This is a genomic window from Bacillus sp. 1A, assembly GCF_052682215.1.
Genome location: NZ_JBQYLZ010000001.1, coordinates 4042666 through 4064945, shown reverse-complemented (window position 1 = coordinate 4064945; position 22280 = coordinate 4042666). Strand labels below are relative to the sequence as shown.

23 protein-coding genes and 3 pseudogenes are annotated in these 22280 nt (G+C 33.3%); 20 read left to right on the top strand and 6 right to left on the bottom strand.

Going from position 1 to position 22280, the window contains the following annotated elements:
- The first annotated feature begins 112 nt into the window (after positions 1-112).
- The 8 genes from ACUN0F_RS20800 (at position 113) to ACUN0F_RS20765 (ending at position 9297) form a co-directional block, all read left to right on the top strand.
- The gene (locus ACUN0F_RS20800; RefSeq protein ID WP_445540068.1) at positions 113-1081 is read left to right on the top strand and encodes a YbgA family protein; all 969 of its coding nucleotides are present in this window, start codon (positions 113-115) and stop codon (positions 1079-1081) included.
- Positions 1082-1297: 216 nt separating this feature from the next.
- Positions 1298-2443, top strand: coding sequence for an acyl-CoA dehydrogenase (locus ACUN0F_RS20795; protein WP_000397260.1), 1146 nt, complete (start codon positions 1298-1300; stop codon positions 2441-2443).
- Positions 2444-2458: 15 nt separating this feature from the next.
- On the top strand, positions 2459-3796 hold the full coding sequence (locus ACUN0F_RS20790; RefSeq protein ID WP_445540067.1) for an acetyl-CoA carboxylase biotin carboxylase subunit: 1338 nt from the start codon (positions 2459-2461) through the stop codon (positions 3794-3796).
- A 26-nt stretch (positions 3797-3822) separates the two neighbouring features.
- Positions 3823-4038, top strand: a complete 216-nt coding sequence (locus tag ACUN0F_RS20785) for an acetyl-CoA carboxylase biotin carboxyl carrier protein subunit (RefSeq protein ID WP_001987345.1) — start codon at positions 3823-3825, stop codon at positions 4036-4038.
- A 21-nt stretch (positions 4039-4059) separates the two neighbouring features.
- Positions 4060-4971, top strand: a complete 912-nt coding sequence (gene mvaB, locus ACUN0F_RS20780) for a hydroxymethylglutaryl-CoA lyase (protein WP_445540066.1) — start codon at positions 4060-4062, stop codon at positions 4969-4971.
- Positions 4972-4975: 4 nt separating this feature from the next.
- Positions 4976-5764 carry an enoyl-CoA hydratase gene (locus tag ACUN0F_RS20775; protein WP_445540065.1) on the top strand — a complete coding sequence of 263 codons (789 nt, stop codon included), beginning with the start codon at positions 4976-4978 and terminating at the stop codon, positions 5762-5764.
- A 2-nt stretch (positions 5765-5766) separates the two neighbouring features.
- Entirely contained in the window at positions 5767-7308 is a 1542-nt protein-coding gene (locus ACUN0F_RS20770) for an acyl-CoA carboxylase subunit beta (RefSeq protein ID WP_000886750.1), read from the top strand.
- A gap of 48 nt (positions 7309-7356) precedes the next feature.
- Positions 7357-9297 carry an AMP-binding protein gene (locus ACUN0F_RS20765; RefSeq protein ID WP_445540064.1) on the top strand — a complete coding sequence of 647 codons (1941 nt, stop codon included), beginning with the start codon at positions 7357-7359 and terminating at the stop codon, positions 9295-9297.
- Between the two features lie 445 nt (positions 9298-9742).
- Here the strand turns inward: ACUN0F_RS20765 and ACUN0F_RS20760 are convergent, their stop codons facing one another.
- On the bottom strand, positions 9743-9940 hold the full coding sequence (locus tag ACUN0F_RS20760) for a hypothetical protein (protein WP_137053092.1): 198 nt from the start codon (positions 9938-9940) through the stop codon (positions 9743-9745).
- 255 nt (positions 9941-10195) lie between these two features.
- Complete coding sequence (locus tag ACUN0F_RS20755) at positions 10196-10360, bottom strand: hypothetical protein (protein ID WP_088091473.1); 165 nt, start codon at positions 10358-10360, stop codon at positions 10196-10198.
- Between the two features lie 96 nt (positions 10361-10456).
- On the opposite strand from ACUN0F_RS20755, the pseudogene ACUN0F_RS20750 reads away from it, so the two are divergent.
- Positions 10457-10736: pseudogene (locus tag ACUN0F_RS20750) on the top strand (N-acetylmuramoyl-L-alanine amidase); the annotation flags it as partial.
- Between the two features lie 82 nt (positions 10737-10818).
- On the opposite strand, the gene ACUN0F_RS20745 reads toward ACUN0F_RS20750, so the two are convergent.
- The gene (locus ACUN0F_RS20745) at positions 10819-11220 is read right to left on the bottom strand and encodes a hypothetical protein (RefSeq protein WP_445540063.1); all 402 of its coding nucleotides are present in this window, start codon (positions 11218-11220) and stop codon (positions 10819-10821) included.
- A 708-nt stretch (positions 11221-11928) separates the two neighbouring features.
- Here ACUN0F_RS20745 and ACUN0F_RS20740 point away from each other — a divergent pair.
- The 5 genes and pseudogenes from ACUN0F_RS20740 (at position 11929) to ACUN0F_RS20720 (ending at position 14735) form a co-directional block, all read left to right on the top strand.
- Positions 11929-12285 (top strand): hypothetical protein, encoded by a 357-nt coding sequence (locus ACUN0F_RS20740; RefSeq protein ID WP_264462379.1) that lies wholly within the window; start codon positions 11929-11931, stop codon positions 12283-12285.
- A 119-nt stretch (positions 12286-12404) separates the two neighbouring features.
- The gene (locus ACUN0F_RS20735) at positions 12405-12923 is read left to right on the top strand and encodes a GNAT family N-acetyltransferase (protein ID WP_445540062.1); all 519 of its coding nucleotides are present in this window, start codon (positions 12405-12407) and stop codon (positions 12921-12923) included.
- Positions 12924-12977: 54 nt separating this feature from the next.
- Positions 12978-13538, top strand: coding sequence for a hypothetical protein (locus tag ACUN0F_RS20730; protein ID WP_445540061.1), 561 nt, complete (start codon positions 12978-12980; stop codon positions 13536-13538).
- Positions 13531-14270, top strand: a pseudogene (locus ACUN0F_RS20725) (alpha/beta fold hydrolase). Before ACUN0F_RS20730 ends, ACUN0F_RS20725 begins: the two are co-directional and overlap by 8 nt.
- Positions 14271-14276: 6 nt before the next feature.
- Entirely contained in the window at positions 14277-14735 is a 459-nt protein-coding gene (locus ACUN0F_RS20720; protein ID WP_048546986.1) for a DinB family protein, read from the top strand.
- A gap of 58 nt (positions 14736-14793) precedes the next feature.
- Here the strand turns inward: ACUN0F_RS20720 and ACUN0F_RS20715 are convergent, their stop codons facing one another.
- The 3 genes from ACUN0F_RS20715 to ACUN0F_RS20705 form a co-directional block, all read right to left on the bottom strand.
- On the bottom strand, positions 14794-15810 hold the full coding sequence (locus ACUN0F_RS20715) for a D-alanyl-D-alanine carboxypeptidase family protein (RefSeq protein WP_001160064.1): 1017 nt from the start codon (positions 15808-15810) through the stop codon (positions 14794-14796).
- Positions 15811-15990: 180 nt separating this feature from the next.
- Positions 15991-17148, bottom strand: a complete 1158-nt coding sequence (locus tag ACUN0F_RS20710; RefSeq protein WP_097890895.1) for a sensor histidine kinase — start codon at positions 17146-17148, stop codon at positions 15991-15993.
- Positions 17138-17833, bottom strand: coding sequence for a response regulator transcription factor (locus ACUN0F_RS20705; RefSeq protein ID WP_087986134.1), 696 nt, complete (start codon positions 17831-17833; stop codon positions 17138-17140). Before ACUN0F_RS20705 ends, ACUN0F_RS20710 begins: the two co-directional genes overlap by 11 nt.
- 192 nt (positions 17834-18025) lie before the next feature.
- Between ACUN0F_RS20705 and yqeK the strand changes: the two genes are divergently transcribed.
- From yqeK to ACUN0F_RS20675, 6 genes and pseudogenes are all read left to right on the top strand, one after another.
- Complete coding sequence (gene yqeK / locus ACUN0F_RS20700) at positions 18026-18634, top strand: bis(5'-nucleosyl)-tetraphosphatase (symmetrical) YqeK (RefSeq protein WP_445540060.1); 609 nt, start codon at positions 18026-18028, stop codon at positions 18632-18634.
- A 70-nt stretch (positions 18635-18704) separates the two neighbouring features.
- Positions 18705-19274, top strand: a pseudogene (locus ACUN0F_RS20695) (DUF3885 domain-containing protein).
- 44 nt (positions 19275-19318) lie between these two features.
- Positions 19319-20056 carry a phosphorylase family protein gene (locus tag ACUN0F_RS20690; RefSeq protein ID WP_046955931.1) on the top strand — a complete coding sequence of 246 codons (738 nt, stop codon included), beginning with the start codon at positions 19319-19321 and terminating at the stop codon, positions 20054-20056.
- Between the two features lie 15 nt (positions 20057-20071).
- The gene (locus ACUN0F_RS20685; protein WP_264461604.1) at positions 20072-20707 is read left to right on the top strand and encodes an SDR family oxidoreductase; all 636 of its coding nucleotides are present in this window, start codon (positions 20072-20074) and stop codon (positions 20705-20707) included.
- Between the two features lie 89 nt (positions 20708-20796).
- A complete protein-coding gene (locus ACUN0F_RS20680; protein WP_445540059.1) occupies positions 20797-21645 on the top strand; it encodes a GNAT family N-acetyltransferase in 849 nt (282 codons plus the stop codon).
- Positions 21646-21753: 108 nt separating this feature from the next.
- Entirely contained in the window at positions 21754-22128 is a 375-nt protein-coding gene (locus ACUN0F_RS20675; RefSeq protein WP_001059012.1) for a hypothetical protein, read from the top strand.
- Positions 22129-22280 lie beyond the last annotated feature (152 nt).

Genomic DNA, 22280 nt, shown 5'->3' with positions numbered 1-22280 from the left:
TAGCATTAAATTTATAGTTATTATAAAAATAATCAATATAAACAGACTTTGCTTAAGATACTAATATCAGTACAATTTAGATTGTATGGATTGATACCATGGAGGTAATGAAATGCGGCAATTTGCAAAACCAACAATTGTTGTAAGTAAATGTTTAGAATTTGATGCCTGTCGTTATAATGCAGAGATGATACCAGATGTAACAATACGAAATTTGCAGCCATTTGTTACATTTATACCTGTTTGTCCAGAAGTCGAGATCGGATTGGGGACTCCTCGTGAAACGATACGAATTGTAGAAGAAAATGGTGTGAATAGGCTTGTACAGCCGTCGACACGAGAAGATGTAACTGAAAAAATGGAGCAATTTTCAAATGTCTTTTTACAAACGATATCTGATGTGGATGGTTTTATTTTAAAGAATCGTTCGCCGAGTTGTGGTACGCGTGATGTGAAAATTTATTCTGGTTTCGAAAAAGCACCAGCAAAAGGAAAGGGATCTGGCTTATTTGGCGGAGCAGTAATAAAAAATTTTTCGCATCTTCCAATTGAAGAAGAGGGTAGATTGTCGAATTTTATTATTAGAGAACATTTCTTTACAAGGCTGTTTACAATCGCATATTACAAAATGATCAAACATAATAAAAATATAAAAGATCTTGTATCGTTTCAGTCTGATAATAAATATTTATTTATGGCATATAATCAGGTAAAACAAAAGGAATTGGGACGAATAATTGCAAATCACAAAAATGAAAAGATTGAAGTGGTATTTGAAAATTATGAGAAAACTTTATATGAATTATTTATGCGCACACCCCGCTATACATCGAATGTAAATGTATGTGAGCATATTTTTGGATATTTTAAAACTAAGCTGAAAAAACAAGAAAAAGATCATTTTTTAGATTTGATACAAAAGTATATAGAAAAGAAAGTCCCGCTTAGTAGCTTACTTGCAATTTTAAAATCATGGGCCATTCGGTTTGACGAAAAGTATTTATTACGACAAACATATTTTGAACCTTATCCTGAAGCTTTAGTAGAAATTTCTGATTCGGGAAAAGGTAGAGATTATTAAACAAAAAATTACATAATTCGACAAGAAAACTCCTATGTTGTTGTAGAACAATGTAGGAATTTTTTTGTGCATTAGTACAGAATCTGTTTTAAAATTAAGTTATGACAGAATTATAACAATTATCTAACTAATATTCGTGTCTTTTAATTCGTAATGTTTGTAGTAGAAACTCGCACGCTGTCGAAACTCAATATTCGATAAGGGGTGTGTAGCGGAATGGAATTTACTCTAACTCGCGAAAAACAAATGATTAAAGAAATGGTACGTGACTTTGCTGAAAAGGAAATCGCACCGAAAGCTGTATATTATGACAAAACTGCGGAATTTCCATATGAAACATTTCAAAAGATGGGCGAACTAGGATTATTAGGAATCCCATTCCCTGAAGAGTATGGAGGTTCAGGTGGCGATACTGTATCGTACGCGTTAGCAGTTGAAGAAATTGGTCGTGCTTGTGGTGGGACAGGATTAAGTTACGCTGCAACAATTTCATTAGGTGCTTCTCCAATTTATTATTTCGGTACAGAAGAACAAAAACAGAAATATTTAATTCCAATGGCATCAGGTAAAACTTTAGGTGCTTTCGGATTAACTGAGCCGAACGCTGGATCTGATGCAGGTGGTACACAAACGAAAGCTGTATTAGATGGAGACGAGTATGTTATTAGTGGTGAAAAGTGTTGGATTACAAATGCAGAGTATGCAAATACAATTATTGTAACCGCTATCAACGGTGTTGAAGATAATGGTAGAAAGCGTATTTCGGCATTTATCGTACCGACTACAAGTGAAGGATTAACGATTTCAAGTCCTTACGATAAGATGGGTGTTCGTGCTTCTAATACATGTGAAATCGTACTTGATGGTGTACGTGTACCGAAAGAAAATATTCTTGGTGATGTAAATAAAGGATTTAAACAATTCTTATATACACTTGATGGAGGACGTATTTCAATCGCAGCATTAGCAGTAGGTATTGCACAATCTGCATTTGAACGTGCGCTGCAATATGCGAAAGAACGTCAACAATTTGGAAAGTCAATCTCTAATTTCCAAGCGATTCAATTTAAATTAGCTGATATGGCGACTGAAGTAGAACTTGCACGTAATTTAGTACATAAAGCAGCTTGGTTAAAAGATAATGATAAACCTTTCGGTAAAGAAGCGGCTATGGCAAAGTTATTTGCATCTGAGGCTGCTAGTCGTATTGCAAATCAAGCCGTACAAATTCACGGTGGATACGGCTATATGCGTGAATATGAAGTGGAACGACATATTCGTGATGCAAAACTATTAGAAATTGGTGAAGGAACTTCTGAAATTCAACGTCTCGTAATTGCAAGACATTTAGGATGTAGATAAAAAGGAGGAATCACTATGTTTCAAAAAATATTAATTGCTAATCGCGGGGAAATCGCAGTTCGTATTATGAAAACTTGTCAAAAACTTGGCATTCGCACTGTTGCTATTTATTCTGAGGCTGATGAAAATGCCCTACATGTAAAAATGGCAAATGAAGCTTACTTAGTAGGCGGACCGCGTGTCCAAGAAAGCTATTTAAACCTTGAAAAAATTATTGAAATAGCTAAGAAGACAAATGCTGAAGCAATCCATCCGGGATATGGATTATTATCAGAGAATTCGTCTTTTCCGGTTCGCTGTAGAGAAGAAGGGATTGTATTTATCGGTCCATCAGAAGAAATCATTACGAAAATGGGAAGTAAAATCGAGTCTCGTATTGCAATGCAAGCTGCAGATGTCCCAGTAGTTCCAGGTATTACTACAAATATTGAAACTGCTGAAGAAGCAATTGAAATTGCAAAACAAATTGGTTATCCATTAATGCTGAAGGCATCCGCAGGCGGCGGAGGCATTGGAATGCAGTTGATGGAAACTGAGCAAACGCTCACCAAAGCATTTGAAAGTAACAAAACAAGAGCACAAAACTTCTTCGGTAACGGAGAAATGTATTTAGAGCGCTATATTGCAGATGCACATCATATTGAAATTCAGCTTTTAGCAGATACACATGGTAACACAGTGTATTTATGGGAGCGTGAATGTTCCGTGCAGCGCCGAAATCAGAAAGTAATTGAAGAAGCACCTTCACCATTTTTAGATGAAGGTACGCGAAAGGCGATGGGAGAAGTTGCTGTACAAGCTGCCAAAGCTCTAGGCTATACAAATGCAGGTACAGTTGAGTTTCTTGTAGATGATCAGAAGAACTTTTATTTCTTAGAGATGAATACGAGATTACAAGTAGAGCATCCAGTTACAGAAGAAATTACTGGTTTAGATCTTGTAGAACAACAACTTCTAATTGCATACGGTGAGAAACTATCATTTACACAAGATGATGTAAAACGTAGTGGTCATTCCATTGAGGCACGTATTTATGCAGAGGATCCGAAAACTTTCTTCCCATCACCTGGGAAAATTACAAATTTAACGCTTCCATCAAATGTACGTATTGATCACTTTTTGGAGAATCAAGTCACGATTACACCTTTCTACGATCCAATGATTGCGAAAGTTATTGCTCATGGTGGAACTCGTGAAGAAGCAATTTCAAAATTACATGATGCTTTAGAAGAATTAAAAGTAGAAGGTATTAAAACGAACACGCCAATGCTACTTCAAGTATTGGAAGACGATGTGTTCAAAAGTGGTATTTATACAACGGGTTTTGTAACGAAACAACTTGTTAAAAAATAAGATTTAACAATATTAAGGGGGAAAAAATGATGACGAAGGTATATGCATCGATGGCAGGAAATGTATGGAAGATTGTTGTAGGAGTAGGAGATACAGTAGAGGAAGAGCAGGATGTCGTCATTTTGGAATCTATGAAAATGGAAATTCCAATCATTTCAGAAGAAGCTGGCACAGTTATGAAAATTAATGTGCAAGAAGGCGATTTTGTAAATGAAGGAGATGTATTACTAGAAATTGAATAGGGAGATATAGGGGGAAGCGAATTGAAACTACCTAATTTTGCTGTCATTAAAGAAGTAGGGCCACGTGATGGCTTACAAAATGAAAAAAAGATTGTTGGCACAAAAGATAAAGTAAAATGGATTCAACTACTTACAGAGGCGGGATTATCGTACGTTGAAGTTTCCTCATTCGTTCACCCTAAATGGGTCCCTGCATTAGCAGATGCAAATGATGTGTTTTCTGAGCTGAAAAGGGATTCCAATGTTACTTATGCAGCGCTTGTTCCAAATCAAAATGGTTTGGAACGAGCTTTTCTGCAAAATGTAGATGAGGTGAATGTTTTTTTATCAGCAAGTGAATCTCATAATAAAAGTAATATTAATAAATCAATTAAAGAAGCATTAGTTGTAATTGAAGATATAACAAAACAGGCAATATTCGAAGGGAAAAAGGTAAGAGGCTATGTTTCTACTGTATTTGGATGTCCTTATGAAGGAGATATAAGCGTCGTAGCAGTTGACGAATTATGTAATCAACTATTTTCATACGGCATTTATGAAGTATCTCTTGGTGACACGATTGGTGTAGCGAATCCACTACAAGTAGAGCGAGTATTAGAGCATTTATTAAAGAAATATGATGCTTCGCAGTTTGCAATGCACTTCCATAATACGTATGGAATGGCTCTGGCGAATGTAGTTAAGTCATTAGAATATGGTATTACAACATTTGATAGTTCTTGTGGTGGTCTTGGTGGATGTCCATATGCACCAGGAGCATCAGGCAATGTTGCAACCGATGACTTAGTTCATATGCTCCATAAGTTAGGGGTCCAAACGAATATTGATGAAGAGAAGTTATTGAAAGCGAGTCAATTCATTCAAAGTAAATTAAATATCCAATTACCGAGTCATGTGTATAGAGCGCTTCAACATAAAACGATAAGTAGGTGAGAAGATGCTACAACTACAAAACATTTTAGTTAATTATGTAACACCTCACGTTGTAAAGATTTCGTTATATCGTGAAAGACAAGCAAACTCATTATCTTTAGAGTTATTAGAAGAGTTACAAAACATATTAACTCAAATAAGTGAAGAGTCCAATACTCGTGTAGTTATTTTAACAGGTGCTGGTGAAAAAGCGTTTTGTGCTGGTGCTGATTTAAAAGAACGTGCTGGTATGAATGAGGAACAAGTTCGCCATGCTGTTAGTATGATTCGCACTACTATGGAGATGGTTGAACAATTACCACAGCCAGTTATTGCTGCTATAAACGGAATCGCCCTTGGTGGTGGTACGGAATTAAGTTTAGCTTGTGATTTTAGAATTGCGGCTGAATCTGCAAGTCTTGGTCTTACTGAAACTACACTTGCAATTATACCAGGAGCAGGTGGTACGCAGCGTTTACCAAGATTAATTGGTGTTGGTAGAGCGAAAGAATTAATTTATACAGGCAGACGTATTTCAGCGCAAGAAGCAAAAGAATATGGTTTAGTAGAATTTGTTGTACCAGCTCATTTACTTGAAGAGAAAGCGATTGAAATAGCAGAGAAAATTGCTAGTAATGGCCCTATTGCTGTTCGATTAGCAAAAGAAGCAATTTCAAACGGTATTCAAGTTGATTTACATACCGGATTACAAATGGAAAAACAAGCGTATGAAGGTGTAATCCATACGAAAGATAGATTAGAAGGATTACAAGCATTCAAGGAAAAACGCACACCAATGTATAAGGGGGAGTAAATATGTTAGATCAAAAACAACAATCGAATACATTTGAAGAACGAGTTGAAACGATTAAACAAGGCGGCGCACCAAAGTATCATGAACAAAACAAAGCAAAAGGAAAACTATTCGTTCGAGATCGCTTAGCTCTTTTATTTGATAATGGTGAATATGTAGAAGATGCATTATTTGCAAATTGTGAACAAACAGGATTACCTGCTGATGGTGTTATAACGGCAACGGGTAAAATACATGGTCGTACTGCATGCGTAATGGCAAATGATTCAACGGTAAAGGCTGGATCATGGGGCGCACGTACAGTTGAAAAGATTTTACGTATTCAAGAAACGGCAGAAAAATTACGTGTTCCGTTATTTTATTTAGTTGACTCTGCTGGAGCGCGTATTACAGATCAAGTAGAAATGTTCCCAGGACGCCGCGGTGCAGGAAGAATCTTCTACAATCAAGTGAAATTATCAGGTAAAGTTCCTCAAGTATGCTTATTATTTGGACCTTCGGCAGCTGGTGGCGCATATATTCCAGCCTTTTGTGACATTGTTATGATGGTAGAAGGAAATGCATCTATGTACTTAGGTTCTCCTCGTATGGCAGAGATGGTTATCGGCGAGAAGGTAACTTTAGAGGAGATGGGCGGAGCTCGTATGCATTGCTCTGTATCAGGATGCGGAGATGTTTTATGTAAAACAGAAGAAGATGCGATTACACAAGCAAGACAATACATTTCATATTTTCCAAACAACTACTTAGAGAAGACTCCATTGGTTACACCTCAAGAACCGAAACAATTCGAAAAAACGTTAGAACAAATCATTCCAGAAAATCAAAATGCTCCTTTCAATATGAAAGATCTCATTAATAGAGTTATTGATGAAGGTTCTTTCTATGAAGTGAAAAAATTATTTGCTCAAGAACTAATTACAGGCTTGGCACGTATTGATGGTAAGCCAGTTGGTATTATTGCAAATCAACCGCGTATGAAAGGCGGCGTATTATTCCACGATTCAGCGGATAAAGCAGCGAAATTTATTAATTTATGTGATGCATATCATATTCCGTTGTTATTCCTTGCAGATGTACCTGGATTTATGATTGGCACAAAAGTAGAGCGTGCTGGTATTATTCGTCATGGTGCAAAGATGATTTCTGCAATGAGTGAAGCAACTGTACCGAAAATTTCTATCGTTGTTCGTAAAGCATACGGTGCTGGTTTATATGCAATGGCAGGTCCAGCCTTTGAACCAGATTGCTGCCTAGCATTACCGACAGCTTCTATTGCAGTAATGGGTCCAGAAGCGGCAGTCAATGCTGTATATGCAAATAAGATTGCAGCTTTACCAGAAGAAGAGCGTGATAGCTTCATTGCTGAAAAACGCGAAGAGTATAAGAAAGATATTGATATTTACCATTTGGCATCAGAGATGGTCATTGATGGTATTGTTCATCCAAACAATTTAAGAGAAGAGTTAAAAGGACGATTCGAAATGTATATGAGTAAATATCAAGTATTTACAGATCGTAAACATCCTGTTTATCCAGTTTAAAGCCCTATTTAGGGCTTTCTTGCTCAAAAAGTCAAGGAGGGGAAAACATTGAAACAAGCAGTTTGGTTTCCAACAGAAGAATATAAAGAAAAAACGCGTTTATATGGTTGGATGAAATCATTGGGCTATGAAGATTATGAAACGTTTTATAATAAATCTATTGAAGAAACAGCATGGTTTTGGGGAGAAGCTGAGAAAGCGGTTGGCTATCAATGGATGAAGCCTTATACAGAAGTGCTAGATTTAGAAAATGGTACGCCGTTTGCACAGTGGTATAATGGCGGAACATGTAACGTTGTAGAATCAGTTTTATCACGCTGGCTTGCAGATGATGAAACTAGAACGCAACCAGCACTACAGTACGAGGGAGAAAATGGAACTTCAAAATCATTTACATATGAAGAGCTTGACAACTGGGTAAGTCGCGTTGCAAACGGTTTGAAACATGCGGGTATTGAAAAAGGTGACCGTGTAACAATTTATATGCCGATGATTCCAGAAACAGTTGTTGCAATGCTAGCTGTTATGAAAATCGGAGCAATTATTTCACCAATATTCTCAGGATTTGCGTCTGATGCAGTCATGACTCGTGTACAAGCGGCAGGATCAAAAATGATCATTACTGCAGATGGTTTTTCACGCCGAGGTAAAGTTGTTTCATTAAAAGACGAAGTAGATAAAGCCTGCGAACATTGTCCAACTGTTGAAAAAGTTGTTATTGTTCGTCATGCAGGAAATGATTTTACACCACATAATTATGATTTCCCATGGAGTGCGCTAGAAAAAGAAAAACTATTTACACATGCTGAAGAGATGAATAGTGATGATCCGTTAATGCTCATTTATACATCAGGTACAACTGGGAAACCGAAAGGAACAGTACATACACATGCTGGTTTCCCTTTGAAATCTGCATTTGATGCAGGATTTGGAATGAATATCAAACAAGGTGACCGCGTATTATGGGTAACTGATATGGGCTGGATGATGGGACCGTTTTTATTATTCGGCTCTCTCATTAATGGAGCAACGATGGTTATGTACGAAGGTGTTCCAGATTTCCCAGAAGCAGATCGTTTATGGGAGACCGTTGATAAATATGAAATTACACATCTCGGTATATCACCGACATTAATTCGTGCGTTAATGGCAAAGGGTGATGAGTATGTAAATAAACATTCGCTCAAGAGTTTAGAAGTATTCGCATCAACAGGTGAACCTTGGAATCCAGATCCTTGGATGTGGCTATTTGAAACAGTTGGAAAAAATAATGTACCAATTTGTAACTATTCAGGCGGAACTGAAATTTCTGGTGGGATTTTCGGAAACGTCCTTATTAAACCGATTGCACCAATTAGTTTTAACGCATCTTTACCAGGAATGGCAGCGGTTGTGCTAGATGATCAAGGCAATCCAATTCGTGATGAAGTTGGAGAATTATGTTTAGAGAAACCTTGGGTTGGTATGACGAAAAGTTTTTGGGAAGACGATGAGCGTTATGTGAACACGTATTGGTCACGTTTTGAAAACAAATGGGTTCATGGTGACTGGGTGATTTATGATGGTGAGCAATATATTATTACAGGACGCTCAGATGATACGTTAAACATTGCTGGAAAACGTATTGGACCTGCAGAATATGAATCTATTCTTGTGAAGCATAATGATGTCATAGAAGCTGCCGCGATTGGTGTACCTGATGATGTAAAAGGTGAAGTTTGTCATTGTTTTGTAGTATTAAGGGACAATGTAACATTCACAGGAGAGTTAAAGAAAGAATTAATGAGTTTAGTAAACTCTCATATCGGAAAAGCATTGTGTCCAAAAGATATTCACGTTGTAGAAGATTTACCAAAAACACGTAATTCTAAAGTAATGCGACGCGTCATTAAAGCTGCTTACTTAGGAAAAGAATTAGGGGATTTATCATCACTTGTAAATCCTGAAGTAGTTCCGTTTATTCAGGGGTTACAGTCTAGTAAATTATAAAATTAGGAATGAGCTCTATTTAAATAGAGCTCATTCCTAATTTTATAAAAAGAGAAGAGGGAAGAAGTAAATTTGGAGTAGAAAAATGCTACTAGTATTATTACATATTTCTATTTGTTTTATAGGTTTTATCAAAATATGATACTGTGGCATGTCTATTCAATGGAGTGATTGAATTTTGTTAAGAATAAAAATTTAGTGGAGCGAAAAGTAAAAAGATAATAGGAGAAATCCCTGGGGGACAGGGATTCATTAAGGGAGATATCGTTGTCGTGCAATGTCGAAATTTGGCGTATCCGACCAATTAATACTATCACGAATTTTCAGGAGATTGTGATAGTGAATATGTCAATAATGTGTACGGCTTTTATATAAAGGTGTTATTTAAAATAGGAAAAGGGGAAAATTACGTTCACTCGTTCTTAAGGTTTTTTCCCCTTAAAATTTACTGTTTGTTCGTTGTTCTATATACGTCTGAAATTGGTAAATCTTCACCATGTAAAGATTGAGTACTGTCCTTTTTGTTTGAAACATGTGCCTGCTGAGATGCTTCTTGCATTTCTTCTTGGGCCTTACTTGGAGTATTCAACGCATCCGATGACACATGATCAAGTTGTTGACTTAATAGATCTTTTTTATCCATGTTATGTAGCTCCCTTTTGAACTTAAATATAAAACGAAGTGTTTTTAAATAGTTACGTGGGTATTATGTATCTTTGAATGGAATTATATACATAAACTATTATAAATTTGTATTACTAATAGTAAATGCAAAAATAAAACAAGGTGAAATGGACAAGCGATTGTATATGTGAAATTTAATAAAAGAATTAATTTATAAAAAGCAGTTAGCTTTCGCTAACTGCTCCACTCCCAACTGGAGTTCTAGTTATGTAATTTAGATGAAGATACTACCTAATAGGATTAAGGCTCCTAGTAAAATTAGAGAATCAACTAAAATCAAGAACTGGTTTTTCTGTGGCTTTTTCAATTCTTTTATTAAGCTGAAAATTGCACTTAATCCGAAACAAATGTATAACAAAATCATTATCGTTCCTGACATAATTAACACTCCTAATATATCGATACTTTAATTATATAACGAAAAATATATACATGTAAGTTTTTAATAAAATTCTTATTTAAATAAAAGAAACCCCAAGACGGCTGGTTGAATCTTGGCGAAGAGCAATAGATTAAATACGATTCTTTGATGTGAAGTTCGATAAAAAAGTACAGTAGATTCATCTATTGGAGGAAAACGTGGTGTTTCTAAAAGGAATAATTTACGTTTCTATGATTCACCAACTTGGCAGGATAAAGACGTTGCTGGTTCTGTTAATGTATGATTAGAGTTTATTATTGATGCAAAAGCAAGTGTTAAAGGAACATTACAATACAAGATGCACAATAGCAAAGGAAAAACATACTGCTGGTAAATAAGCTTATATGTATGTGAAGTAATTAAAGAGTCGATTTATAAGAGTCAGCTTATTTTTCAATACTCCACTCAACTAGTAATTATAGATGCCAGTTTAAATCTCTACGTGTTAATATACAAAAAACTGCACCTCCAATTGTTAGACTGTGTCTAACAATTGGGGTGCAGTTCAATTTAGTCAGCTTTTTATATATTCTAGTATTTACCGGTCCCAAAAGATATATTCTTTCCTTTAAGTTGACATTTAAAATATTACCAATGTTTTCTTTTACAATGACAACAAATAAAGAAACATTTACAGCGACACTTATTTCGTTTAGAACTCCAATCATCATTGCAATGCTTTTCTTTAGATTTCCACCAATCATCATCACAATGGTGTTTTTCTTTAGATTTCCACCAATCATCATCACAATGGTGCTGTTCTTTAGATTTCCACCAGTCATCACAACAATGCTTTTTCTTAGAACTCCAGCAATCATTTTTCCAGGACATTCTTTTATACCTCCCTTCAATAGGATTACTATTATTCTATGTTTTAGTAAAAAAATGGCTTGTTTATTAACCTATTATTTTCCCTTTAAATGATAGAGTGCTTTCTACTAGATATAGAATCCATACAAACTATGCTAAATTTTACAAAATAGTGGAGAGAACTACTGGTTATGAGATTGATCAATAAACACTTGGTGAAGAAAACGTTCTGATTATAAATAATATCTTATTTTGGAGTATGTTTTTCTGAATGTATACTTCAAAACAGCAAAGGAAAAATATACTATATTACTGCAAACAAAGTCTATGTATATGTGAAGTAATAGGAATAGCTGGAGATTCTTTAAAAAGTCAGCTTATTAATAAAAAATTTTTTTGAGAAAGGGTCTGTCTAAATTTTAAATTCAGCAGAATTAAATCCAAGTCCAATCATTAAACAGGCCTTTAATTGTTAGAGGTCCGTTTTGTTATTAATAAAGAAAAGAATGGTATTGTCGTTGAAAGCACGTTTATACTAATAATGCTACATATTTGGAGTATTTGAATTGAGTATTCATACAGTAGTATATTCGTTTTTAATATATATAAAAAGGTTTAGTACAAGTGTTTGTTTTTTTTGTTTCTATGCTTTTGTCTCGTACACTTTTAAGCTATTGGACATACTTTACTAATAGAAAGGATTAGGGGGTGAGGATTTGGGTTCTCGATTTAATAATTGTAGAAAAAAATGTACGTGTAAACATGATGATTGTTGGGATGTTTTTGAAGAGTGTAAAAAAGAACAGCATGAGAAATGTGACAGCTCTTGTGTACAAGGAATTAGAGACGAACTTAAAAAATTAATTAATAAAACAGTGCGAATTAACACTGAAGGACGTACTTATATAGGTACTGTTTCTTCTGTAACTTGCGATGTTGTTAAGCTGGCTGCTATTCCTGGTTCAGTTGCAGCAATTATATCTCTTTGTAAAATTGAAGCGGTTTTACCACCTGCTACAACTGTTGCTGATGAGTTTGATTTTAACGGTGTTGACGTAGCAAATAAAGAGTAATTATGCTTTATTGATTGCAAAGCCATTCTTATGAATGGCTTTTTATTTTGTTTAAAAGGGAATATATTTTTCATATAGAAATAAATTTGAAGGTGTATAAAAGGTTGTGTGAAAGGAGAATGAGAGTGATCAAGCTGAAACAATTTACAAGAACTGATTTCAAACAATTAATAAACTGGATTGATTCCGAAGAATTTTTAATACAGTGGTCAGGAAATGCATTTACATATCCCCTAAATGAAGAACAATTAGAAAAATATATAGAAAGTGAAAATACACTTGCATTCAAAGTAATAGATGAAGAGACTCAAGAAGTAGTTGGTCATATTTCACTTGGGCAAATAGACAATATAAATAAATCTGCAAGGATTGGTAAAGTACTAGTTGGTGATACGAAAATGAGAGGACGTTCTATTGGGAGGCATATGATGAAAGCAGTACTTCATATTGCATTTGATGAATTAAAACTACATAGAGTAACGCTTGGTGTTTATGATTTTAATACATTGGCTATTTCATGTTATGAAAAAATAGGATTTGTAAAAGAAGGTTTATTAAGAGAGTCAAAAAAAGTGGGAGAAACATACTGGAATTTATGGGAAATGAGTATGTTAGAATATGAATGGATCGATAAATAATAATAGTTTTCTATAATTATGTTATGTCAATTAAAAGGGGTATGGTGGGAAATTATGAATAAAAAAGCGAAAATCATTACAGTGGCAGCTGTTTCAGGAGGAGGTAAAACTACTGTTACAGAAAGATTAAGTCAAAAGTTAATAAATTCAAAAGCATTATATTTTGATAGTTATAACTTTGATAACTGTCCTGCTGATATTTGTAAATGGATTGATGATGGAGCAAATTATGATGACTGGGTGCTTACGCCATTAATTCATGATATTCAGCATCTTGTACGAGAGGGTAACGTAGATTATATTATTGTAGATTATCCTTTTGCATACTTAAATAGTGTAATGCGAGAATTTATTGATGTAACTATATTTATTGACACTCCTTTAGATATTGCGATGGCAAGAAGAATTTTACGAGATTTTAAAGAAGATACAATAGATGAAATACATAATGATTTGAAACATTACATGACATTTGCGAGAAAAGCTTATTTAGAGGCAATCTATACTGTTAAGCCAAATTCGGATATTGTATTGGATGGATCTTTATCTGTAAGTGAAATAATTAATCATGCTGTAGAGGAACTTGGCCTGAGAGAAGTGATTGTCAATGGTTAAATGTATAGAAGAATATGTACAAGTTGACGATTTTAAAATGTATACGAAAAAATTCCAAGGAAAGAAGCTGCAGCCAGTTATTATAATGGAGGCAGGTTATGGTGATTATTCAAAGACATGGGATCATATCGCTGAAGAGTTGACGGAATATGGGACGGTACTTACATATGATCGAGCGGGCTTAGGAAAAAGTGGGAAGAGTTCCAAGCGACGTATTAGTTCTGAAATGGTAAAAGATTTAAGAAGTTGCTTAGCGCAACTACAATTGAAACCACCTTATATTTTTGTAGGACATTCTTTTGGCGGTATAAATGCACGTTTATTTGCAACTTCTTATCTCGAAGATATGTTAGGAATAGTTTTGGTTGATTCGACACCGGAAAATTATAAAGAAGATTTTCTGCCAATCATGTCTCCAGAATTTCAAGAAGCTTACTATAAACAGTTTGTATATGAAAGTTCTTATGAAGAGTTTACATTTAGTTTAAGTGAAGTAGATAGACATTGTAAATCAATGAATGATATTCCACTTGTCGTGTTAGCTGCGGGTAAAAAAGCTTTTTATTCGCCAGATGCACAAATGAAATGGTTACAATTGCAAGAAGAATTATTACGATTATCATACAATCATAAATTTGTAATTGCAGAAAAAGCGGTCACTAGATTCAAAAAGATGAACCATATTATGTAATAGATGCGGTTAAGTGGATTGTTGAGGTAGGGGAGAGATAAATATATATGTACACGTTATTTCAATACAATTGGCAAGTAAGGGATGATTGGTTTAAGTGGTGTGAACAACTTTCAGAGGAAGAATTACTCCGCAAGCGTGTAGGTGGTGTTGGGAGTGTTTTAGAAACATTATTCCATATTGTCGATGTTGAGTACAGCTGGATTAGTGCGCTTCAAGGAAAAGAAGATAATGAACCGCAGTTTAAAGATTATCAATCCATCCAAAAAGTGAAAGCGTTATCTAATTTATATATACGAGAATTAGAAGATTTTTTACAGTTGTGGTCATCTAGCCTTGAATGTAAGATATTAAAAGCTTCGTGGACAGATAAAACATATACATACGGTGAAGTTTTAAGACATGTAATTGTGCATGAAATTCACCATATCGGTCAGCTATCTATATGGGCGAGAGAATTAAATCTTCAGCCTGTTTCAGCGAATTTAATTGGAAGAGGATTATAAATTTAGAAACCGGCTTGCACTGTAAATGCAAGCCGGTTTTTATATAAAAGAAGATTTCCTAGTTGAAATCCTCGGATTTTTTCTGACGTATATGTAAAAACATTAAAATTGTAATGATGAAGAAAATCAACAATGTTTGTATGATCAAATTTTTAAATTGAAGCAAAACTGTCCACGATGTAACAGCATCTTTAAAAGCTTGGAGTGCAGAGTACGAGGAAGGATCAAAACCGTACTGTAGTAACTTTTTTGTTTCAATAAAAGTACTATTTTCTTCATTGGAGTCTAATATTACGGAAATAAGTCTAGTATCTCCTCGTTTTGCTGTACTGACAAAACTATAATTACCATTAGTTGAAAAACTAGTTTGTAAGCCGTCAACACCTTGGAGTTTAATGTTTTTATTAAGGGAATAAATCATTTTATTTGTGTTGAAAACTTTTGAGTCTTTGAAGGTAAATTGGTAAGAGGTTAGTTCCGTAATATTCAATACATCTGGAAAGTCTTTTACTAATTGTGTCGCTAGTTTAGCTACGTCTATAGCTGTTGTAGTTGATTGTTTATTTGTATCGTTATTCATTCCAGTAGCATTTAGAAACGGGGATGGTTGTGATAACTTTAGTTGTTTTGCTTTTTCATTCATTAAAAGTGTAAAGTTATCTTCGTTTCCAGCAATGTGTTCTGCAAGGGCAAGTGCGGAACGATTATTACCTGTCAAAAACAATGCATGAAGTAAATCACGAACTGTCGTTTTATCTTTCGAAGTTACTTGTATAGGACTCGTTTCTGCTCGGAAAACTTCGTTACTTATTTTTACTAATTCATCTAACTGTATTTTTCCTTCATTCAGTTGTTCCAGTGTGATATACTCTGTCATTAATTTAGATAAAGTAGCTGATTGTATAGGAGTTTCTTCATTTTTTTTATAAACAACTTCACCTGAATTAGCATCTATTAAAATAGCCGATTTAGCTTGAATAATTGGACCATTTACATAGAGGTAAAAATATAAAACGATAAGTGCTGTAATAACAAAGGATAAGAATAAAATTGTGAACTTTTTCAAGAATTGCATAAGCGATCCTCCTACTATGACATCAATAATACTATTGTAAAAAGTAATGCTTAATTAGGAAGAAAGAAAAGGTAAAGAATTTCTAAAGAATTATAAAATATTATTAAATTTTGGGTTTTAATGGAAATAAAAGGTCCAATTTCTTATATGGTAAGAAATTGGACCTAAAATTAAGTTGTATTAACATTTATATGGTTGTAGTTTTACAGTGAAAGTTGTTTTTTTATCATCACTATATACTTCAATTGTTCCTTTATGCAATTCCACAATACTTTTTGCAATTGCCAATCCGAGTCCAGATCCACCAGTGTTCGTAGAGCGAGATTTTTCAACGCGATAAAAACGTTCAAAAATATGAGGTAAATCCGTACTAGGAATAGGTTGGCCGTAATTTGTTATATCTATAGTAATCATATTATTGCTTTCATAGGCAGCAAGGTCGATATATCCACCGTCGTTTCCATAAGCGATAGCGTTTATAATAAGATTTTCAAACACACGCACTAATTTATCTCCATCAGCTAATACCATGAGTTTTTGAGATGGGAAAGAAGGTCGACATTCTATATTAGCTTCTTGAACTTGTATGCGGAATTGAACAGTTAATTGTCCAAGTAGCTCTACAATATCAATGGGAACAGAATATAAACTTAACTCTTTATTTTGAACACGTGTATATTCAAACAAATCATTCATTAATGCGTTAAGACGGGTTACTTTATCGTAAATGACTTGTATATAATGGCGTAATTCCACTTCATCTCTATAATTATCATGGTGGATTAAATTTACGTATCCAACTATAGAGGTAAGAGGAGTACGTAAATCATGCGATACATTTGTAATAAGTTCACTTTTTGCTTGTTCCGCCTGTCTTTCTTCATCAATCGAAACTTTCAATTGTTCAACAATGTGATTAACCCCGCTTGCTAACTCTTCCAGATAATTATGGTTTACGATAGAGACTTTATGATTGAAGTTTCCATTTGCAATATAACGAATTTCTTCTATCATTTTTTTAATACAAGTTTCATAATAAATCTTTTTTTCATGACGATAAAAAATGTATAGGTAGGATGAGAAAATAGAAAATAAAAACAAATAAGATACAATCATCATCCATAGAGATTCCTTTATTCCTTTATATTTTTCATATCCAAAAATTCTAATGAATTCTTTTCCGAGCTCGCTTAACGTAAGTGAACTTTCAATTACACTTGTAACAAGGCGATATATAATTAATTCAGTAATAGGAGTAAGTGTGATGGCTAACATAAACCAAAAAATTAACTTCCATTTTGGGATATCTTTTAATATATCAAATGCTTCATTTCTCAATTTTATAGCCTACTCCCCAAACAGTATGAATAAACTTCTCTCCATTCATTCCTGTTTCAAGTTTATCTCGTAAATTACTAATGTGAACCATTACAGTTTTATTTGAACCATAACCATCTTCGTTCCATACTCGTTCAAAAATTTCTTCGGAACTAAATACTCTTCCGGTATTACTCGCAAGTAAATATAAAATATCAAATTCAATAGATGTAAGTTTAATATATTCTCCATTTACTTTAACAGTATGATTATGTTTGTGTATTTCAGCAGAACGAATACGAATAATACCATCTTCATTTTTGGAGGAAGTGGCATTTTGGAAAGATGATCTTCGTAACAAAGCTTTCACTCTAGCTACTAATTCTAATGGATTGAATGGCTTAATCATATAATCATCTGCACCTGTCATAAGACCTAATATTTTATCCATATCTTCTGCTTTTGCACTCAGCATAAGAATAGGTACAGTATTATTCTCACGAACTTCCTGGCAAACTTCTAATCCATTGCGTTTTGGCATCATAATATCCAAAACCATAAGGTCAACATCATATGTAGAAATCATTTGCAATGCCTCATCGCCATCGTATGCTTTATAAATGTTATAGCCTTCATTTCGCAAATAAACAGCAAGTAACTCAACAATTTCTTTATCATCATCAATAATTAATATGTTTTTATTCATTATGTAGTTCCTTTCCTTACAAATCATTAACATTACTATAATATCAAACATTTATGTATTTTGTAGCAATGATTCACCATAAAATTTCATGTAACGTATAAAAAAGGGATTAAAACATTCATAACGAATACAAATAAAAAGGATATTTAAATACAGCGTTATATTGAAAGTTAGGAAGAAAGGTGACTTGAGATGTTATATAAGGATATATATTCATTTACTCCAACTGGAAAAATTGAAAATGATATAAAATCGTTTCTATTAAAATACAATAAAGAACTTACTTATAAACATTCAATTCGGGTGGCAAAAGAAGGCCGTAAAATTGCGAGTACGTATCATGTAAATGAAGAAAAGGTAGCGATTGCAGCATATTTACATGATATTAGTGCCATCTTTCCGAATGAGGATCGAGTTGCAGTTGCAGAACAATTTGGAATAGAAATATTACAAGAAGAACGAGAATTTCCAATGATTATTCATCAAAAACTATCAAGAGTAATTGCAAAAGAGATATTTAAAGTGAAAGATGAAGAGATTTTAAATGCAATTTGTTGTCATACTACACTACGTAAACATGCAACGAAGATGGATTTAGTGTTATTTGTTGCTGATAAAATAGAATGGGATCAAAAGGGGACACCACCATACTTAGTAGAAGTAAAAAAGGGGATAGAAAAATCTTTAGAACATGCTGCTTTTGCATATATTTCATTTTTGTGGGAAAGAAAAGAAACGTTGAAAGTTATACATCCTTGGCTAAAAGATGCATATTGGCAGTTAAAAGAAATTGTAGAGTAGAAAGGGTATGAAAATGTAGGTAAGAAAAGAAATGAATTAAACATTTTCTGGGGTTACATTAGTACCATACATATACTCTCAGTGGAAAAATCATTTTCATTTTGATTTCGGGAAAGGGAAATGTAAAAATATAGAAGGAACCGGCGATTTAAATATGGAATACTTCTCTCAAATTTATACATATAATAAATACTTATTTGAAGATATATTTTCAAAAGAAGATGAAGTGTTTTTAGTAACAAATGTTTATCGATTGAAAAAAGGAGAATGTGAAAAATCTACAGAAAATAAATATATAGACGATTTATTTAGAAAAGAGATTTAAAGTATCATATAAGGCAAGAAACAATACCATTTTTATATAAAGATGAAGAAGTTGACTCGTATTGTATATATCAATTTTTATTAAAATGTTTCGCCAGTGGTATAAAGCATAAACGACTTATTCAAGCAGCGATTCATGAAGGTTTTTTTAGGTCTTTTTCCTCGTTTTGGACGCAAAAAAGAAATTTCTTATCCAGATGTATTTCTCATAAATACAACAAAAGATATTAGCATGTTTATGTATGATGATAGAGGAAGTGAAGTAATTACGAAGAATAAAGAAACAATACGAAATTTATATGAGAAATACAAATAGCGGATGCCAGATTATGAACGAGAAACTATAGATACCTTATTTAAATGACAGTGGGGGAAGTGAAGCGTGTAATGAAACGTATTGCAATCGTATCCGCATGGGAACCAGAACTTACGTATTTGCATCAATATTATCCAAGTGAACGTATTGAAAAACGAGCAGCTTGGGAATTTCATTTTCACTATATTAATAATATGGAAATTATCTCTGTAATAACTGGAGTTGGCAAAGTAAGCTGTGCTAGTTGTGTGCAATTATTAATTAGTGAGTTTCAGCCAGATGAGTTGTTTATGACAGGAATATGCGGAAGTCTATCAAATAAGGTGAAAAATGGACATATTGTAGTAGCCCTTAATGCAATACAACACGACGTTACTGCTGCTGGTTCAGGGGAAGATATTTTTAATTTATATAATGGTAGGACAGCACCTATTGAAACAACAAAGTCACTTGTAAGAAGAATAAAAAAGATACGATCTTATGATCCGATTCATTATGGTACATTTTTATCTGGAGATCAACGTATCCGTAGTTCAGAAATGAGATATTTACTCCATACTGTATATGGAGCATTAGCGGTTGATCAAGAAGTGGCAGCATTCGCTTATGTATGCAAAATCAATAAAAAACCTTTTCTATGTTTAAAAGCTGCTTCAGATCAAGCAAATGATAAAACGAAAGAGGAACAAAAAATCTATAAAATGTTGGCATGTGAACGAGCGTGCGAGCATTTAATTGCTTTTTTACGTGTACATGAGATTAATGTAGTAAATAATAGATAGTAAGAGGGGTTAATATTGGAAAGTACAAATAAAATAGCTATTCTAGGTGCAAACGGAAAAGCCGGGAAATTCCTTGTAAACGAAGCGTTAGAAAAGGGATATCAAGTAAAAATATTAACAAGAAATTCTAATAATATCAAAATAACAAATGAAAATTTAGAGATTATTAATGGAGATGCACGTGATTTTTCTTCAATACGCAAATTACTTAAAGGTTGTCGAGCTGTAATTAATGCGGTAGGTCAACCAAAAAATGAATCTTATATTTTTAGCACAGTGACGAAGCATATTTTAGAAGCAATGAAAGAATTTGAAATAAAAAGATATATACTAATTTCTGGAGGTTCTTTAGATGTTACAGGAGATCAAAAGGGAATTGTAAATAAAATAGGAGCTACTTTGTTTAAAGTATTTTTATCAAAGATGATGCAAGATAAATATAAAGAATTGCAAACTATTCAAGGTAGTAATATAGATTGGACAATTGTTAGATTACCATTTGTTATGGAAGGGAAGAGCATTGGAGATATAAAAGAGAGTTTAGTAGATATGCCAGGAATCAAAATTCAAAATAGTGATATTGCACCATTTGTTATAAAACAAATTAACAGTGAGAGATATGTAGGGAAGTGCCCGTTTATTTCAAATTAAATGTTAAAGAATGATGGGTAGAGTGGAAATAGTACATTTTACGTATTAAAATGCTAAGTTTAACACGAGTAAGTGGGGGAGAATTTTATATGATTCAATACAAAAGATGCAGTGAAGTAAGTATAGATTTCGTGTATGAAGCTTTTAAAGATGGATTTTCAGATTACATTATTAAAATGGAAGTTTCAAAAGAAGATTTTATAAAAAGGTTTTTGGGACCAGAAGGGAATTCATTAAAACATTCCTTTCTTGCTTTAGACGGTAACAAATCTGTTGGTGTAATACTTGGCGGGATAAAGGATTATGAAAACATAAAAACAATGCGTTGTGGAACATTAGCGGTTCATCCTAATTACCGCGGTATTGGTGTGAGTCAAAAATTATTTGAACTGCATAAAGAAGAGGCGCTTCAAAATGAGTGTAAGCAACTTTTTCTTGAAGTCATTGTAGGCAATGACCGAGCGATTCATTTTTATACGAAATTAGGCTATGAAAAAGTGTACGATCTATCTTATTATAATTTAAAAGATATGACTAAAATAATAAATAAAGATTGTAAGGAAATTAAAGTAAAACAATTAGAATTTCCAGCTTTTAAAGTTGAAATTCAGAAATGGTTACACTTCCATATAAATTGGCAAAATGATATGGATTATATCGAAAAAACAAACAATACATTTTATGGTGCATATGTCGATAATGATTTAAAAGGTTCTATATGTATGAATGAACAAGGTAAAATTAGTTTTCTTTTCGTAGACAAAGACTATAGAAATCGTGGTATTGGATCAAAATTATTACAAGTAGCAACAGAAAACTTAAATGTATCAAGTTTATCAATTGGGTTTCCAAACAACAATTTACTGGAAGGATTTTTAAAGAAAACTGGATTTGAAAAGAATTCATTAGCACAATATGAAATGTATGTATTATTATAAAAAGCGAAAGGAGTCATTCTTTCGCTTTTTATTTTTGTGCTATATTGATATTTTACTTTGTATAATATTCTTTTTTTATGTAGAATAGATAGGATGGGAGGGAATGAAATGAATAATGGATTAAAGTTTAAGATTTTTGAATTGCATTGTTTCGTTCAAAAGACTTATTCTGATATTAAAATAGCATGTGATATTGCTATTTATCAAGAAAACACTTCTAAATATTTAATTTCATTAGGGTTTTTAAATAAATCATATATGACTTATATAGAAGCAAAAAGATTTTATCGTGAAAATGAAGAACTTATAAGTGTAGAATTTGATAATTTCTTTGATACATATGATAAATTAGAACAAGAATTAAAAAAAGTTATTTCAACTGAAGATAAGAATCCTTCATTGCTACATAACAGGCTTGATCAGTTTCAGCAAAAAGTTGAAAATATAAATGACCTAATAAAAGTATTGCAAAACGCTCGTTAAAGAATACTTTTTCTTTTTCATATAGAAAGTATGCATTAAAAACATATTAGGGATATGACATATCGAAGGGGTGACTTTTGTTGATGACAGAAGTCATCTTTTTATAATACGGTTTTGTGTAATGTACTTTATATTTTTCTATTTTTGATAGG